This is a genomic window from Candidatus Wallbacteria bacterium (genome assembly GCA_028687545.1).
Lineage (GTDB): Bacteria > Muiribacteriota > JAQTZZ01 > JAQTZZ01 > JAQTZZ01 > JAQTZZ01.
This window is the reverse complement of the sequence record JAQTZZ010000011.1, coordinates 25,107-42,336: the sequence shown is the minus strand read 5'-3', so window position 1 is coordinate 42,336 and position 17,230 is coordinate 25,107. Positions and strand designations below refer to the sequence as shown.

11 protein-coding genes and 2 pseudogenes are annotated in these 17,230 nt (G+C 47.1%); 10 read left to right on the top strand and 3 right to left on the bottom strand.

Annotated features, from left to right (window positions below; genetic code table 11):
• The first annotated feature begins 22 nt into the window (after positions 1-22).
• Positions 23-2,743 (top strand): S8 family serine peptidase, encoded by a 2,721-nt coding sequence (locus PHW04_07305; protein ID MDD2715682.1) that lies wholly within the window; start codon positions 23-25, stop codon positions 2,741-2,743.
• Between the two features lie 88 nt (positions 2,744-2,831).
• Here the strand turns inward: PHW04_07305 and PHW04_07300 are convergent, their stop codons facing one another.
• The gene (locus PHW04_07300) at positions 2,832-3,896 is read right to left on the bottom strand and encodes a type IV pilus twitching motility protein PilT (GenBank protein MDD2715681.1); all 1,065 of its coding nucleotides are present in this window, start codon (positions 3,894-3,896) and stop codon (positions 2,832-2,834) included.
• Between the two features lie 186 nt (positions 3,897-4,082).
• Between PHW04_07300 and PHW04_07295 the strand changes: the two genes are divergently transcribed.
• The 9 genes and pseudogenes from PHW04_07295 (at position 4,083) to PHW04_07255 (ending at position 14,762) form a co-directional block, all read left to right on the top strand.
• The gene (locus PHW04_07295) at positions 4,083-5,936 is read left to right on the top strand and encodes a glycogen-binding domain-containing protein (GenBank protein ID MDD2715680.1); all 1,854 of its coding nucleotides are present in this window, start codon (positions 4,083-4,085) and stop codon (positions 5,934-5,936) included.
• The gene (locus tag PHW04_07290) at positions 5,933-7,546 is read left to right on the top strand and encodes a response regulator (GenBank protein MDD2715679.1); all 1,614 of its coding nucleotides are present in this window, start codon (positions 5,933-5,935) and stop codon (positions 7,544-7,546) included. The genes PHW04_07295 and PHW04_07290 overlap by 4 nt, the downstream gene beginning before the upstream one ends.
• Positions 7,543-8,928: a sigma-54 dependent transcriptional regulator gene (locus PHW04_07285; protein MDD2715678.1), complete on the top strand. Its 1,386-nt coding sequence runs from the start codon at positions 7,543-7,545 to the stop codon at positions 8,926-8,928. The genes PHW04_07290 and PHW04_07285 overlap by 4 nt, the downstream gene beginning before the upstream one ends.
• A 50-nt stretch (positions 8,929-8,978) precedes the next feature.
• A complete protein-coding gene (locus PHW04_07280; protein MDD2715677.1) occupies positions 8,979-11,318 on the top strand; it encodes a hypothetical protein in 2,340 nt (779 codons plus the stop codon).
• Between the two features lie 57 nt (positions 11,319-11,375).
• Entirely contained in the window at positions 11,376-12,488 is a 1,113-nt protein-coding gene (locus tag PHW04_07275; GenBank protein MDD2715676.1) for a hypothetical protein, read from the top strand.
• A complete protein-coding gene (locus PHW04_07270; GenBank protein ID MDD2715675.1) occupies positions 12,470-13,252 on the top strand; it encodes a HutP family protein in 783 nt (260 codons plus the stop codon). Before PHW04_07275 ends, PHW04_07270 begins: the two co-directional genes overlap by 19 nt.
• Positions 13,253-13,352: 100 nt before the next feature.
• Positions 13,353-13,562 (top strand): annotated as a pseudogene (locus PHW04_07265) (hypothetical protein).
• Positions 13,563-14,090: 528 nt separating this feature from the next.
• A pseudogene (locus PHW04_07260) lies at positions 14,091-14,300 on the top strand (cold shock domain-containing protein).
• A 69-nt stretch (positions 14,301-14,369) separates the two neighbouring features.
• On the top strand, positions 14,370-14,762 hold the full coding sequence (locus PHW04_07255; GenBank protein ID MDD2715674.1) for a cold shock domain-containing protein: 393 nt from the start codon (positions 14,370-14,372) through the stop codon (positions 14,760-14,762).
• 13 nt (positions 14,763-14,775) lie between these two features.
• Here PHW04_07255 and PHW04_07250 read toward each other — a convergent pair whose 3' ends face one another.
• Both PHW04_07250 and PHW04_07245 read right to left on the bottom strand, forming a co-directional pair.
• Complete coding sequence (locus tag PHW04_07250) at positions 14,776-15,717, bottom strand: carbamoyltransferase N-terminal domain-containing protein (GenBank protein ID MDD2715673.1); 942 nt, start codon at positions 15,715-15,717, stop codon at positions 14,776-14,778.
• Positions 15,718-15,810: 93 nt separating this feature from the next.
• Entirely contained in the window at positions 15,811-17,184 is a 1,374-nt protein-coding gene (locus PHW04_07245) for a hypothetical protein (GenBank protein ID MDD2715672.1), read from the bottom strand.
• Positions 17,185-17,230 lie beyond the last annotated feature (46 nt).

The following is a 17,230-nucleotide window of genomic DNA, read 5'->3' as shown; positions in this document are numbered from 1 at the left end:
AAGCAGAACCTTTTTCTTCATAATGCTGACTGCTATGGTCTTCGACATGTTGATTCCATGGAAACGGTTTCTGCCAGTACCCATAGCTTTATCATTTGCACCCCAAAAAGACGAAATTCAACTCACAGTCAGCGGTAAAGATAAAAACCGCAAATTTATGCTGGACCTGATAAAAACAGAGCGGCTACAGTGGGGAGATGTAGTTTATGCTGGTATGAAAAGAGAGATACCAGCAGGTAAAAAATGGGAGTTCAAATTTTACAGTCAGGATTTGTTGACTGGTAAAATCAGTGTACATAGCAACCCACAGGACTGGAGAATACCTAGATCAGGTGGATCAAAAAAGGTGACTTTGAATCTCCCTGATGACAAACTTAACCCTCCGAGAACAAGCTATGCCGGGATTGGTGAAACAGTACCTGAACGGTTGAATCTGCTTTTCTCTCCAAAAGATTTAAGGGAAAAGAAAGAATTTCTTGATAAATATAAACTCGAACCACAATTGTTGAGTGGTAGATACATAGCTGTGAGATTACCGACTGGTACCGATCGTGATGAATTGCAGAAAAAACTGGCGCAAGAGGGCATGGTGACATCTGTGGAACCTGATCGTGTTTTGAAAATGTGCGAAAGCCAGGATTTACGGCAGACTCAATGGAATATGCGGCAGTTCGGAGACATCAGAAGGCTCGGTGAAATCAATTCTACAAAGGAAGTTATCGTTGCAATACTGGATACTGGGATCGACAGGTATCACGAAGACCTTGATAGGAATAATATTCTGCCTGGATATGACTTCCTGAATCTTGATGACGATCCTGCAGATGACAACGGACACGGAACCGAGATGGCTGGCATCATGGCAGCTTTATGGAATGAATACGGAATAGATGGAATGTTCCCAAGGATGAAGATCCTGCCTGTCAAAGTGCTGGACAATCAAGGCTATGGTTGTTATTCGATCCTATGCATGGGAATTTATTATGCAATTGATCATGGCGCGAGCATTATCAACATCAGTGCTGCAGGTCACGGGTACTCTGAGATGATGAAAAAGGCGATTCTTTATGCTTTGGATAAAGGTTGTACTATAATCGCTGCTGCAGGTAATGAAGGAAATAAAGAACCATTGTTTCCTGCCTCATATAATTACGTGATCTCAGTAGCAGCAAATGGACCAGACGGAAATATCTGGGCAAGTTCAAACATCAACGCTGCAGTGGATTTTTGGGCCCCAGGCGTGGACATACCGACTCTACTTCCAGGGAGTAAATATGGATCGACCACAGGCACATCTGCAGCCGCAGCGCATGTAAGCGGACTGGCTGCAGCGATTTCACTGACGCAGAACAGCTCGAAATACGAACAGGTGCTGGCAGGTTTGAAGATTTTGAGAGATGGTCAAAAAATCCTGCATCTGCCAGGAGTTCCAACCCAGGTTACACCCATTACCGATGAAATATGGGATACTACGGAATCAAAGATTGGTTTTACCTATGAGGAAGATGCTTTGTTTGAAGCATGTCATCACATGTACCCTGAAAAGCAAGTGCATCAATACTTGTCTGGACAAGCTTTCGAAAATCTATGGAACAATCCAGATGCTGATAAGGGACTGGTGAAGGAATTTGGGAAGTATATAGGGAAGGAAACAGATGTGAATTATACTGTAACTTATGAAGTTGAAGAGTATCAAGAGCAAGGTCCACCAATTATTGTCGAAAATACATTTAAATACATAAAGATACCAACATACACAGGCGGAGAAGTTGGGCAAGATGTTCCAGATTTTACCCCGACGCCCACCCCATATTCTTTTGTAGACTGGCCTGAATTTATAAAAAACACTGATAAAGGAAAAAATACAGCACTGGCTGGCAACAACGACGTTATCGAAGGCTCAATGGAAGAAGATATGTATTACTGGCCAGGTGGCCCATTTGCCTATGGCCCAAAACATGCTCTGCCGATTCCGGATTTTAATGAAAGCACTCTCAAAGTAGTTGGCTGCCATTTCTGGGACCCGATAACAAGACATGGTGGCAACTTCGATGTCGGTCTTAATGGCGTGTGGCCAACTGGAAATTTTGTCTTTTCTTATAAATCCTCTATTGACAGAGCTGAAGAATTATGGGAAAAAATGCTGGCGGTTTATAAAGATGATCCTAAACAAGCATATTATTTGCTTGGTCGTGTTGCTCATCTCCTACAAGACATGACTTTACCTGCACATGTCCTTAATGATTGGCACAACAGTTATCTGATTGGCCTAGGTCCTGATCCGTATGAAGATTTCGTGGGAGAGCCTGAAAACTACCGAATATACTCTGAACTGCACGACAACAATATAGATATTACGCAGTACAGAAAAGTTCCTAATCAATATAATTGGTGTTATAGCGAAGAAACATGGAATAAGCAAACTGATTTATTCAAATTATTTTACAGTGTTACTGAGATTACAGATGACGATTCTTCAAAAGATGTATGGGGTGATATGCCAGCTCCCGGCAACTTCACATATGATGAATACAACCTATATTTAGGAAAGAAACTGTTGCCATTGGCAGTACGTGCAACGGCCGAACTTTACAAGCTTTTCTGGAAGGAGATTCATCATACAGTTTCCGTAATCATCAAGCCGGATGAGCTACAGAATCAAACTACCCAAAAGGATATGTGGAGGATCAAACCCTTTACTTCAGAAGTGGAAGGCAAGTGGCTGCTAGCAGACCAGAGGTGAGAGTAATCAGCCAGTAGTTATAAAGGACTAAGATGAGCCTTAGTTAACCCGCCGATGAACCGGTACTGATCCAGTGCCGGATTTAATGCTAAGTCGTCTGCAGCGCCAGCTTCAGTTCTTCCGGCCTGGTGGCTGCTCTGAATGCTTCCTCTTCAGTGATCAGGTCCTGCTGCAGGAATTTCAGCAGCGCCTGGTTGAAAGTCTGCATTCCTTCCAGTTCACCCTCTGAAATCACTTTATAGAGTTTCGTGACTTCGCCTTCTGCGATGATCTTGCGCACTGTAGGCGTGGCCACCAGTATTTCCAGGGCCGCCACACGGCCGGTGCCGTCCTTTTTGGGCAGCAGGCGCTGGGAAACCACTCCCTGCAGGTTAAGGGCGATCTGCTTTCTGATCTGATGATGGAGTGTGGAAGGATACGTGTCGATGATACGCTCCACTGTCTGCTGGGCATCTGTCGTGTGCAGGGTGGAAAATACCAGATGTCCGGTTTCAGCGGCTGTAATGGCAGTGGAGATGGTTTCCTGGTCCCTCATTTCCCCGACCAGGATCACGTCCGGGTCCTGGCGCAGCACATATTTAAGGGCGTGGGAAAAGCTCGGGACGTCCTCACCCAGCGTTCTCTGAGAGATCAGGCATTTCTTGTCTGTGTGGAAAAATTCCACCGGGTCCTCGATGGTGATGATGTTCAGAGAGTCATTTTCGTTGATATGGTTGATCATGGCTGCGAGTGATGTCGATTTTCCCGAGCCTGTGGTTCCAGTGACCAGGATAATGCCGCGCTCGGCCATGGCGAATTCCTTGAGAATTTTCGGCAGTCCCAGTCCGTCGACTGTCGGGATCAGGTTCGGGATGTGGCGGAAGACCATGTGGAAAAGACCCTTCTGGCGGAAAAAGTTATAGCGGAATCGGCCTACGTTTGGGACCACGTGCAGACCGTCGATGTCACAGTTCTTCTGGAACTGTTCCTTGCGATCCTTGGTCAGGACCTGGTCCAGAAAGGTGAGGGCGATTTCATGTGTGATCACATTGGAAACTATGTTTGTGAGTTCACCGTGGATTCGGAATCTGGGAGGAAGGCCAGGCTTGATATGGCAGTCTGAAGCCTTTTTCTGGACCGCTATCGTGAGAAGGTCGTTGATATTGATTCCCATCGTTCCTCCGATGATTTTTTAATATTTTATCAGATTAAACCGTGAAATGCATTGGCTTGTCGCAAGCTAAAGAGTTCTTGCAAATCCGCGCTGGTTCCGTGTAAAATATACACAGAGCCTTTTGGACACTTTAGTAGAGGCTCTTGGGGGCACTGGCGCTTCCATACAACCTGGAGGGAGCATGCGATGCTGATAAAAGCCATTCTGCTGATTCTCTGTTCTGCGATTACCCTGAACGCCGCGGTTACCTTCGATTACAAAGGATTGGTGGAGTTTTCCTATTACGCTCCTGAAGCCACAGTAGTGGAACTTTACGGGAGCTTCAACAACTGGCAGGGAGCTCCGTTGAAAAAGTGCGAGGACGGATTTTTCAAGCTTGATCTCTACCTCCCGCAGGGAGAATACAAATACTACTTCATGATCAACCGGCTGTTCAAGAGAGCTGATCCTGACAACCCGAATCAGGTAAACAAGCAGTCTGTATTGAATCTGAAATTCGGCGAAATTCTGGATTATCAGGAGAATCAGCTGACCGTGGCGCTGGTTGTGAACTTCCAGCCATCCAGCTTTTACAAAGACTTTCTGCTCTATGAAAAACTCTTAACAGAGCTCAAACTCCTCAAGATCCCACTCAACATCACATTCAACGGAGTTTATCTGGACTATCTGGCTAAGAATTCCAAATTCACGGATTGGCTGAACAAGAGCGAGAACATCTATCTCCTTGGTTCATCCCTGACCCGCACCTATCTGCCGTGGCTTCAGAATAACGCGCTCAAGACTCTGCAGCTTTCAAACTGGAAAGTGGCATTCAACGATGTTTTCCATCTGGGTGCATCTGTACTCTCTGTGCCATATCTGGGAGTGGATTCCGAGGTTGCTCATGCCGCTGGAGATCTTGGATACCAGGGAATTCTGGTGCGCAGGACGAATGAATACTATCCCTATAAAATCGACGACAACCGCCTGACTTTTTTCCCCGCAATCCCTGTTCTGGAAAACCTGGCCGACTACATGGGCGGAAAAGTGCTGGCCCGCTGCCTGAATTACCTGAGCGAAGCCACTGAAGCCGGACATTTCTATCCTTTCCTTGGACTTTACTGGGAAGTCGACAACCAGACCACACTCTCAATCATCGAATCAGTGCTGGAAGAGCTGAAAACCCTGAAAGATGAGAAATCCATCAGATTTAAGGCTCTGCCTGAGTACTACCCCTCAATCACCGGCAGAATGACCCGGGATTATTATCCGGATCTGATCAGGCCTTTTAATCATCATTTCACTACTTCCTACCTGGATAAATATTATCGCGATAAATTCGGTTACTGGCTTTTCTACCTGAAGAGCAATTACCCGGGTTCAGTACTTGAAGGCAGGCAAATGGAAATCCTGGAAAAAATCGAGGAAAACTGGTTCCTCAAAGATGAATCCCTGTTCTGGGACGTGCAGCAATGCTTGAACAGGGAATATTTCACTTTAATGAAGAAGAAGCCTTATTCCAGTTACAGGAACATCAAGGGTGAGAATTTTCTGTTCCTGGAAAACAGGGATTTTTTCTGTGCCCTGGACGCCCATACAGGCAGACTGATAGAGGTTTATGTCAAAGGGAAAGACCGTACCTTGTCGGATGTGGAAGATGAAGAACATGCCGACGTATCCATCGATAACGAGAAAATCACCTTCGATTTCTATGAATTCAAGGGAGACAGCCTTGTTTTTTATAAAAAACTGCACGGCAACCTGGAAGATTTCATTCTGGAGAAAGTATTCGAGCTGGACCGGAAGAGCAGTAAATTGACGGAATCTTTCAGAGTCAAGAACGCAGCATCCGTCACCAGGCGTCTCCATCTGCGTTATTCAGGAATCGGGTACCAGAACCAGAGTCCGATGATGAGGTGGGCGGATTCTTTCGATGACGGCAGCTGGACCGTGCGGGCCAGTGAGTTTCTGCTCCCTGCCGGCTCATTTCTTGAATCAAAGGCTTTCCAGCTGAAACCTGGAGAAGAGCGGAAAATCACTCTGGAGCTTTTACCCAGATGAAAAAAATCCTGCTGATAGAAGACGAGGAAATAGTATACCAGGTCTGCCGGGATTTTTTGGCCAGAGAGTACGAAGTGTTCTGGGCCAGGGACGGCGTGGAGGGATTGAACCTTTTTTACTCCAAGGTCCCTGACCTCGTGCTGCTCGACCTGATGCTTCCCGGCCTGGATGGTCTGCAGCTCTGCCGCGTAATTAAATCCGATCCTGACTATTACAGGATCCCTGTGATCATCCTGACTGCCTGCGATGACCGCGCCCGCCGATTCTGGGGGGAGAACGCCGGAGCCGATGATTATGTGATCAAGCCTTTCGATCTGGACGACCTGAAAGACAGTATCCGACGACTCCTGGACTTCCAAAACCAATCCGGGAGCAGCGGTTATCAGACTGAGCACGATATATTTCTGCACATCATCAAGCTGTTGGAGAAGAAACTCTTCCAGATCTCCATCATCAATCAGATCAATCAGGCACTGCTTTCAGAATATGAGCTGATAGAAGTGCTGACCCAGGTAGCTGAATCGATTTTCCGGGTCTGCAGTGTTAAGTCTGTGGCACTTTATTATTTTGAAAAGCCGAATCTGATCAGGAAAGCCATGCTCTCAGCCAGTAAGCAGACCGAGGAGTTTTTCCCCAGTGAAATCCGGCTGGAAAATTACGGTCAGAGACAGGCGCTTCTGCGGGAGCTTAATATTTTTTTTGCTCCAGGTGAAAAAATTTACCTGCATCCGCTGCTGAAGGCGGAAAACCTGCTCGGAATAGTCTGCTGCCAGATCGATAAAAGCGAAGACTTTAATTCCAAGATCGAAATGCTGGAGGCACTTGCCAATTGCGCCTCGCTTGCCATCTGGAAAGCCGGTGTATACATGGAGCTGAAGCAGAAGGCGGATAACCTTGAGGATGCCAACCAGCGCCTGAAAAAAATGCAGACAGAGATGGTGCTCAAGGAGAAGCTGGTTTCCATGGGCCAGCTGGCGGCGGCACTGGCTCACGAAATCAACAATCCACTGGCAAGCATCTCGGGATTTTCACAGATCCTGATGGACGACATTCCCCGGGACAAGCGCAGGGAATTCTGCCTGAAAATTATCACTGAAACAGAGAGAATTACCACATTGACCGAACGGCTTCTGCATTTTTCAGAAGTCCATCCGGCTACAGACCGGATCAATCTGATAGGTGTGTTTGAAGAAGCAGTTAATCTGCTGTCTGGTCACCCTGAATTCCGCAACACCAGGATCAAAAATCTGGCAGCCGGCGAATGTTTCATCAGGATGGACCGAAACGATCTGCTCCAGATTTTCATTAACCTGATGCTGAATTCAATCCAGGCTATGAAGGGGGAAGGATCTATTTATCTGAACACAGGAATCACTCCGCCATTGATCTGGATTGAAATCTCAGATTCAGGACCCGGGATTATGGAAGAACATTATGACAAGGTTTTTCAGCCGTTTTTCACCACAAAGGGAAGAAATGGAACCGGGCTGGGCCTGCCGATCTGCTTCATGCTTGCCGAAAAGAACGGAGGCAAACTTTTCCTGTCTCAAAAAAAATCAGAATATGGCGGGGCTTCGTTCAGGCTTGAATTCCAGAAGGAGGTTGTATGAAAGGTCGAATCCTGGTGATAGATGATGAAGACAACCTGGTCGAGATAATCCGCTACTGGCTGGAGGAGAGGGGCTATGACTGTCTGACAGCCGGAAATGCTGCCCAGGCTTATAAATTCATCGACAACTTTCAGATTGACGTGATCATCACCGATGTGAGGCTTGATAAAACCAGTGGTCTGGAAATCCTGCGCTATGTTCAGGAGTCGAGCCCACTGATACAGGTGATCATCATCACCGGATACACCAATGTGGATGACGCGGTCTGGGCGATCAAGAACGGTGCCTATGACTACATCAAGAAACCCTTTCACCAGGACAGGATCATTTCTGTGGTGGAAAAGGCTCTGGAACGTAAGATCCTGCTATACGAGAATGACCTCCTGAAAAGTCAGATCATCAAGGAATATCAGTTCCAGAACATCATCGGCAGAAGCGAACCAATGAAAAGGGTTTTCAATGTGATCAAAACCATTGGTGATTCCCCGCACAGCACAGTCCTGATCCAGGGAAGCTCAGGTACAGGCAAGGAATTGATAGCCAAAGCCATCCACTTCAACTCGCCTCAGAAAGACGCGCCTTTCGTGGAACTCAACTGCAGCACGGTTTCCGACTTCCTGTTCGAATCCGAACTGTTCGGACACGTCAAGGGAGCGTTTACAGATGCCCGCAGCAACAAGAAAGGACTGCTGGAAATGGCAGATGGAGGTACGGTGTTCCTGGATGAAATCGGCGATCTCAAGCCGGCCTTCCAGATCAAGCTGCTCAAAGTGCTGGAAGAAAAAAAATTCAGACCAGTCGGGGCGATCGAGGATATTTCCGTTTCCCTGCGGATCATTGTGGCTACCAACAAGGATCTGAAAGAAGAGGTGAAAGCCGGCCGTTTCAGAGAAGACCTTTATTACAGATTATCCGTGATTCCAATCTTCCTTCCCCCGATGAAAGAGAGGGGCGAAGATCCGCTTTTGATCGCCCAGTATTACATCGATAAATACAACCTGGAATTTAAGCGCCATGTCAAGGGATTGAGCAGCAAAGCCAGGTGGCTGATCCTGAATTATTCCTGGCCAGGCAATGTCCGTGAACTGAAAAATGTGATCGAGCGTGCAATCCTGCTGGAAAACCGGGAGCTGCTGGAGCTGGATTTTTTTGAAAAGGAGCTGAATCCTGTCGGAGCTGCGCCTCACGAGTCAGTGACTGATGTCACGTTCACCTTGGAGCAGGTGGAAAAGAACTACATCGAGAGGGTGCTGTCGTTCACACTCGGCAACCGCGCTAAAGCCAGCGAAATCCTTGGCATCACCAGGAAAACCCTTTACAACAAACTGAAAAAATATCAGCTGGAAGGAACAGCAGGGGAAGCGGAAAAAGAACAGTCATGAGAAGCCCATGGTATAATTAGTCTGACTTTTGATCGTGCAAGGAGAATTAGATGTCGTTATTAAATGTGTTGGACAGTTTCCGGGGGATGAAATACAATTTTCTGGAGCGGGTGACTTCAATCATACCTGTCCCGGCCAATCTCCCTGACAGCAGCGCTATCGATTTTCACGGGGCGGATTCAAATTTTACGCTGGCGAACAATTTTTACCATTCCGAGGACTATGAGCAGTGCTATCATTACCTCAAGGATGCCATCAAGGCCAATTACAAGTATGCCGCACCTTATGTGATGATGGCCGAGATCTATCTCAAGGCCAAGAAGGTTTACGAAGCCCAACTGATTCTGAAAAAAGGCATTGAGTACACCGGAGGGCTCCCGGTATACGAAAAACTGGCGGACCTTTATCAGGAACAGGGTCTTTTTGAAAAGGTGGTGAAGATCTGGGAGACATACATCCTGGAATCTGCAAAAAAATCCATCGGTTATTACAAGCTGGCTAATTTTTATCTTGTGCAGCGCGACCTGAACAAGTCCATTGAAGCTTTTGAACATTCCCTGGAACTTGAACCATCCAACATCGCAATTTACGAAAAACTGGCTGAATTGTATGAATTCACTGAGCAGTATCCATTAGCCATCAAAAATCTGGAAAAATTTCTGGTTGCACCGGAAGCTGAAGTGTTCTTCAGGAATTCAGCCAACAAGTCCCAGGTGAACAAACGGATCGGCAATATCTATTTCCGGCTCAGGAATTTTGATCACGCGGTACCATTCTATAAAAAAGCTTTGCAGCTGATCTTCAATGACAATGAAGTTTACATGAAGCTCGGCGACATGTGCATGCTGACCAAAGATTTCAAGAACGCCCGCACCAACTATAAAATTGCCTCACAGCTCAAGGACGATGACATCGAGATCATGGCCAAACTGGCCACTCTGAATTTTCTTGAGGAAAATTACGAGCTGGCCAAAGCATACTATTCCAGGATCATCAAATTCTGCCCCACGATCCTGGGTGTACATGCAATACTTAAATCAATCGCCGAAGGCCAGCCGGACAGCAAAACCATGTCCGAGATCCTCGATGAAAACACAGATATTTCATTGAAGGACATCGAAGAGATGCAGCACCTCAAGTTTGACGGCAGCAAAGCCGCCTTCACTGAAGAAGAAATCCGGCTGATCAATGAGAAGATCGCCAAGGCCGAAGAGGAGAAAAAAGCCAAAGCCGCTGAAAAGGCCAAGGAAACAGCTATGGACGGGAGTAAAATCCCTGCTCCGGAAAAAGAGCCTGATGAGCTGGACAAGCTGATTGAAGAATCCATGCCACAGGTACTTCCAGATGCAGAAGCCACCCGGCCGGCAGGGGAGGAGAATCTCGCTCAACCTGAGGAGCCGGAAATGGAGCCGGCAGATAGCCTGCAGCCTGAACAAGCTTTGAAACCAGAAGCTGAAGTTCTGCCGCCTGAACCTGCGGTTTCAGAACAAGCAGACATCCTGCCGCCTAAGCTCGCGGCCGGGGAACCGGCAGATATCCAGCCGCCTGAAGTGGAGGCCGAGGCACCGGAAGACATCCTTCCGCCAAAGAAGAAGGCAAGCGAGCCTGAGGAAGATATTCTTTCGCTGATGAAGCAGGATGAGGAGGAAGACCTCCTGCCGCCTGTGAAGAAAGTCGCAGAACCTGAAGCCCCGGCCATGCCTCCGAAAAAGATGGTTGAGAAATCCGGAGAAACTGCTCAGAAGACTGTCAGGAAAGAGGAACCCAGGATCGACAGGCAGAAGCACAAGGTGACAGGTCTGAGCGCTGATCCGTATGAGTCCGGCGCATTCGACGAAAAACAGGGATTGATGGTGGATGATCAGAATGCGAGCACAGAGCGGAAACCTCCTGAAAAAGCGAAATTCAAGTCCTGGAAAGAAGAATTCCAGTCTGAACTGACAACCATGACCAGGAAGCTTAGAAAACAGAAAGACCTGATTGACACCATGGTGATCAGCATCATCAGCGAATCCGACAGTCCCTGGGAATCTTCTGAAAAAAAGACCAGGGAAGAGATAGTTTCATTCGTCAATCAGACAGAGGAGATTTTAAAGGAGCATGAAAATGATTTTCTCCCCATGCTTCAGAAGTATCAGGAAGTTCTCGCGGAACTGCAGAGAAATCTGGGAACACTCAATCAGTTGATGAATTCATACGAAATGCTGAACAATGCCGATAAATCCACCGAGATCGTCAGGAATTTCAGCAAGGCAAATCTTGATTTCGTGAACATACTCAATGATTTCATCTCTCTGGAAACTTTGCTGCAGAAGGCCATTCTGACACTCCAGAAAGATGTAGGTTCCCATCTCTGCGAACTGGAAGTGGTGCGCAAGTCCTCGCAATAGGCGCGGAAATCCCTGAATGTTTGACAAATAATGTTTTAGGGTTTAATTTTTCACAATATGAAGAAAATCATTCTCGGTTTTTTCAACCTTTTTTTTACGATTCTGGGCATCAGCATCGGAAATTTCCTGGTCAATATTTATCCCACCTACTGGCAGGATTTCCTGGGTGACTGGGTCGGAGCGACCCCGAAACTGGTGATGAATTTCCTCTTTGGCGGAGCGTTTTACCTGTTCAGCAATGTGGTGATTCGCCACTTTCTGGACTGGTATGAGCAATGGACTAAAGAGGTCAGTTTTCAGAGAATCTGGTGCGATTTCCTGGGTGGAGTCCTCGGATTGATCGCAGGTAATCTTTTTTTCATGGTTCCATATTATTTTTTCTACAGCTACAGCCTGGATGAACTGGAAAAAGAAGCTCAGGAAGTAGCTCTGATCATCAAAGTATTCTCTCCTCTGGCCATTAACCTGGTTTCTTTTTTCATCGGTGTCACGGTCTTGAAAAGACTGACTGAGACCAAGCTTCTGGGCGCTGAAGAAACAATCGGGGAGAAAATCGTCGCTGATACAAATATCCTGATTGACGGGCGGATCATTGAACTGATGAAAACCGGCATGATCAGGGAAGTAATTCAGATCCATGAGTGCGTATTGCGCGAGCTGCAGCTGCTGGCAGATTCTTCAGACCAGAGTAAAAGGCTTAGAGGCAGGAGAGGCTTGGAAAATCTGGAGAAGATGCGAAGGGAACTGCCCAGAAAACTCGAAATTGTCAGCGAACCGATCGAAGGCGAGAATGTCGATGAAAAACTGATCAATTATGTCAAAAAAACCAAGAGAACTTTACTGACCAATGATTTCAACATGTCCAAAATCGCCCGTTTGCAGCTGCTTGAATGCATCAACCTGAATGAGGTTTCACTGGCTCTAAAACCGGTACTTGTCCCGGGCGAAGAAGTGGTGATAGAATTAGTGAAGCCCGGGAAAGAGCATCATCAGGCCGTCGGATACCTTGAGGACGGCACGATGATCGTTGTGGAAAATGGCCGGAAATATCTGGGCCGGCTGCTGGAAGTAATTGTCACAAATATAATCCAGACCCAGGCAGGCAGGATTGTTTTTGCAAAATTTAAAGACATAAAAAAGGAGGATTCGGAATGCCCAAGATCAAGGTGAGAGATATCATGGAGAAGAAGTTTTTCAAAGTAGCCTCCAGCGATAGCTTTGAAAGCGCCAGAAAAATGGCTTTACTTAACCGGGTAAAGCAGTTGGTGGTAATCGATGGGAATGATGTGGTGGGCGTGTTGACAGAGAGGGATTTCTTAAAGGATTCCTCAGGCAAGGAGAAAGTTTCCAAGTTCATGACAGGAGATTTTCCCCGTGTCACAGAAGAAACCACAGTCAATGAAGCAGCACGCACCATGCTTGACAATAGCATCAGCTGCCTGCCGGTCTTTTCCAGGAACGGCGAGGTAGTTGGAATCATCACTGAAACCGACCTGGTCAAGGACCTGGCTGATGAAAAGCGCAAGGAACCGGAGCTTTCCCCAGAGCGTCTGGCAATCTATCTTTCCATGACCAGCGACAGACAAAAAGAGAATCACTGGCTGGAAGAGGGATCCAACGCCGGGCTGCAGGCTGCCATTACGCAGGTTGGCGAGACTGGTGAGAAGCTTCCGATCAAGTTCAGGGAATCCGTGATCGTGGCAGCCATCGCCAGAGGCGTGATTTCCGAGGACCTGAAGGACAAAATCGCAGTCTCCATAGCAGCCCGTGATGTGTATGCACAGCTTGACCTGATCAACCCCGGCCTTGGCGGAGGCTTCAAAGTCGCCATCGTCAGGGGGGAAGGATTGATCGTGGTCTCGGCTTTCGGCAGATGCGGCCATGCCCTTGTGAACGGCCCCAAGACGATCGCGATGGGATACTGTATAATTTAGGCTCTGTTAACAAATCTGAAGCGAAGCGAAGATTTGTTTACAAAGATTTAAGCGGATTAACCTGGAAAAATTTGCCGATGCCTATTTTTTGTGAGGTCAGATGAATAAACTTGCCCAGGCCGAAGCTTATTATTCACAGGCACTGGACCTTCTGAATGAGGGAGACTACAAGCCCGCACTCGAGAAACTGATTGAATCGCTCAAACTCGACCGTGGGAATGGCCGCTATCTCAGCGCCATCGCGCTCACCTATTTTCTCCTGAACAATCTTGAAGAATCGGTGAAATCCTACCTGGAGGCGATCAAGGCCGAACCTGAGAATTTCAACAACTATATCTACCTTTCCAATATTTACCAGCTGCGGGAGGAATTCGCCAAATCCACCAAGATCCTGGAGCAGGGGCTGATCCTTCTGGAAGAGAAACTGAAGGAAAACCCCAGAGAATCATATTATTTCGGCTCGATGGGGATGTTTTATTACCAGCTCAAGCGATATGATGAAGCCATCATGGCTTATTACCAGGCCTTGATCCTTAAGGATGACAACCATGATTATTACAGGGAACTGGCCAACATTTATTATGAGCTGAATTTTTTCGAGGACGCAGTCAAGCTCTCCCAGAAATCGGTTGCACTCGATCCGATGGACTACAGCGCATTCCTGCACCTGGCCCTGTCTTATCAGCGGCTCAACCTGATCAGTCTCTCCATTACCAACCTCAAGCGCTCTCTTCAGATCAACCCGAATCAGAATGAGGTTAAGGAACTCCTGAAGAAACTCATGGAAATCAAGGAACACAACGGTGAAACGATCGAGGAGATCATCCGCAGCAGCAAGATGGAAAAACAGTATACAGGAATCGTCAAGTGGTTTGATGATTCCAAGGGGATCGGTTTCTTGAAGACAGCATCCCGGAAGAAAGATATTTTCGTGCATTTTTCAGCGATAGTCAACGAAGGATATCAGACGCTGTACGAGGGTGAAACAGTGCGCTTCGGAATTACCAAGTCCAGGCGCGGACCGATTGCAGTTTCTGTAGAAGTATTGAATCGTGATCCGTCCAAGTTCAGTTTCGGGGTACTGAAGAGTTTTGACCTGCATAACGGCAGGGGAGTCATGAAATCAGAGGACGAATCCGAGTATCCATTTCATTTTACAGCCATTGTGGGCAGGCTGATCAAAGTGGCCCAGATCGGCGAAAAAGCGCGTTTCGAAGTGATCAAGGATCAGAACAGCGGTGAATACAATGCTTACAATATCGTATTCATTTCCGGAACAGCAGCTCAGAATGCCGGAGTAGTGGCCTGGTTCGATCAGAAGACAGGCAATGGAGTGATCCATTCCGACGACGGGCAGCAGGTGATTTTCCAGAATTCGAGTTTCCAGGAGACGCTTGGCACCAAACTCAAAAAGGATCTGCGCGTCACTTTCGAAATCACCCAGGTTGAGAATATAGACGGCAATCTGGTTCCCAAGGCGATAAAGATCGAACTGGAAGAAACACCGTAGCCTGAAAAAGGCTTTACCGGCTCAGATACGAAAGAAACGCGTTCCCGATCGCCAGGCCTGAATCGTCGGCTGCAGGCATCGCGAATACATTTTTGAAAAAGGTCGAAGATTTCAGTTTCCCGTTCAAGACCGAATTGTGGAAAGTGCCGCCTGAGAGAAGCAGATTCTCTGCCGGGTTTTTAAAAGCCTGCGATTCGATCAGGTAATGCACGGTTTTTTCCAGATCATTCTGGGCGATGAAGGCTGCCAGTTGATGCTGAGAGTTGAGCGGCTCATTCTGCTGTCTGTAAGAACCGAAAGTGTAAAGGAACAGGTCTGTGAGAAACAGTGAATCATCTTTGACCCTGATGTATTCAGGATTAAAGGAAAACCCTTCCTTTTCCAGGAAGATGAAAGTCTCGCCTTTGTAAAATCCGGCTCCGTATGGAGCCAGTCCCATGGTCTTGCCTTCGTTGAATTCCACGTCATGCGGATGGTTGTGGCTGTTGAATCCCAGCCAGGCCGTAATCAGGGAATAGAATTCCCCTAGAGAATGGGGAAACACCATGCGGTTCAAAAGACTGACTCCTTTTTTTCCATGATAAAAACTGATGGTTTCCTCCTGCCCCCGGCTGCCGTGCAGCCAGTCCGCTTCAGTTACAGGATATCCTCCAAGCTCTGCTGATCCCCTGGCGTCTGAAACCATGATCAGGCAGTCGGCTAGGCCTGAGGTGTGGTAAACGGCTGCCGCATGTGAGAGATGATGATTGAAGAGGCGGGTGGGGATCTGACGGCTGCCAAGCTTGTAATCGAGCAGAAAACCGTCTCCGTCTCTCCTGGCGACTGATGGCAGATAAGCGCCGTAGTTTACGGCCATCCCGGCAATTTCTGCGGGGCTGATTCCGGATTTGGATAAAAGATAATGCAGTGATTTGTGAGCATCGCCTGAATCAAAAAAGTACTTGACCCTTGACATGCGTTCCCCAGCGACAGCGAAAACAAGTTTTCCGTCGCAAACTGCAGCTGCGGATGAGTTATGGGAGAAATTAAGGCCTATATGGTACATCGACTAAAAATTCTTCAAAAACGTTTCAATCTCCTTCAGCATGTCTGACGGTTTCTTGCCTGTCTGATCCTTAAACTCAGGATCAAGGCTGATCAGCTTCTGCACATGATCCTTGGCGGACAGGGCAAGCTGGAGATTGTTGGTGAGTTTTCCGGTGAGAAATTCAATGTTTACCAGATAGCAGAGAGCCTGGGAATAATTCGGATCAATGTCCAGGGCCTTGGCAAGCCCGGGGATCACAGATTTGGTGACAGTAGGAATGTCCCCTTTCTGCAGGCTTGTCTGATATTCTTTAAGGGCGAGCAGCAGTACTTCGCGTTTTTCAGTTTCCTGTGACTGGAAGAAACCTTTGAGCTGGTTCAGGTACTTTTCTGCGTCTGCATATTCTTCCCTCTGGATATAAAGGTCGATCACTGAAAGATAGGGTTTGCTCTTGAGCTGGGAATTGACATTTGTCTGAATGGCTTTTTTCAGATAAAGTTCCAGTTGCTGGAAATTATCTTTTTTCTGATAAAAATCCGTATAAAAGGAATAGCAGTTGAAATTTGTGAGTGGGAAGTTGACTGACTCATCCCTCAGAACTTCATCCACCATCGGTTTGGCGAGTGCGTAGTTGTTTAATAAGGAATAGACCTGGGCGATTTCACTTTTCAACTGATTGATGAAAGTCTTGTCTTCTCTGGTATGAGTGGCATAAGCCAGAGTTTTGTAAAGATAATCCAGGCTGACTGAATACTGGGACTGGGCTTTGTAGATGATCGCAATATAATAGCAGGATTTCATTTTCCTAGTGAGGTCCCTCCCCAGCACCATCACTTGATAGAACTTAGGCATGGCCGGAACAAAATCGCCGTCATCCAGTGCCTTTTTAGCTTCATTGAAGGTGGACTCTTCGGCAAATCCGGCGACAGTTTCCTCAGGAAGCTTCAGGTTTTCCTGAATGGATCCTTCCGCAGGGGAAGGATTTTTTTTGAGCGGCTTTTCTGATGGAATGTCGAACTTTGTGGTGACCTGGGCCGCAGGATTCGGTTCTATCTGGGGGATTTCAATTTTCTGAAGGGTTTTTTCGACATCCTGGACAGGAGTTTTGCTGGTCATCGATTTCAGAGGTATGTCATAGCGGGTCTTATTCTTATCAATGCTGATGGTGTTGGTGAATGTCGAATAATTTTTAGCTTTTACGGAAATTATCACAATTCCGTCGACATTTTTAAACTGGTAATTCCCGTTCAGGTCGCTGGTTGTTTTTCTGGCCATCACTGTGATTTCTGCGTTGGCGACTGATGTCAGCGCTGCCTCATCATAGATTTTTCCATAAAGAGTGGCTGCCGAAATCGACCCGGCAATGCAGAGAAAGGTGAGTAAGAGTTTTTTCATGGCTCGATTACCTCGCTGAGAATATGATCTGTGTGTTATCTGAAAA

Excerpts from the sequence above, each read along its gene's own strand:
- PHW04_07305 (MDD2715682.1), top strand. The coding sequence starts at position 23 with ATGCTGACTGCTATGGTCTTCGACATGTTGATTCCATGGAAACGGTTT.
- PHW04_07300 (MDD2715681.1), bottom strand. The coding sequence starts at position 3,896 with ATGGGAATCAATATCAACGACCTTCTCACGATAGCGGTCCAGAAAAAG.
- PHW04_07295 (MDD2715680.1), top strand. The coding sequence starts at position 4,083 with ATGCTGATAAAAGCCATTCTGCTGATTCTCTGTTCTGCGATTACCCTG.
- PHW04_07290 (MDD2715679.1), top strand. The coding sequence starts at position 5,933 with ATGAAAAAAATCCTGCTGATAGAAGACGAGGAAATAGTATACCAGGTC.
- PHW04_07285 (MDD2715678.1), top strand. The coding sequence starts at position 7,543 with ATGAAAGGTCGAATCCTGGTGATAGATGATGAAGACAACCTGGTCGAG.
- PHW04_07280 (MDD2715677.1), top strand. The coding sequence starts at position 8,979 with ATGTCGTTATTAAATGTGTTGGACAGTTTCCGGGGGATGAAATACAAT.
- PHW04_07275 (MDD2715676.1), top strand. The coding sequence starts at position 11,376 with ATGAAGAAAATCATTCTCGGTTTTTTCAACCTTTTTTTTACGATTCTG.
- PHW04_07270 (MDD2715675.1), top strand. The coding sequence starts at position 12,470 with ATGCCCAAGATCAAGGTGAGAGATATCATGGAGAAGAAGTTTTTCAAA.
- PHW04_07255 (MDD2715674.1), top strand. The coding sequence starts at position 14,370 with ATGAAATCAGAGGACGAATCCGAGTATCCATTTCATTTTACAGCCATT.
- PHW04_07250 (MDD2715673.1), bottom strand. The coding sequence starts at position 15,717 with ATGTCAAGGGTCAAGTACTTTTTTGATTCAGGCGATGCTCACAAATCA.
- PHW04_07245 (MDD2715672.1), bottom strand. The coding sequence starts at position 17,184 with ATGAAAAAACTCTTACTCACCTTTCTCTGCATTGCCGGGTCGATTTCG.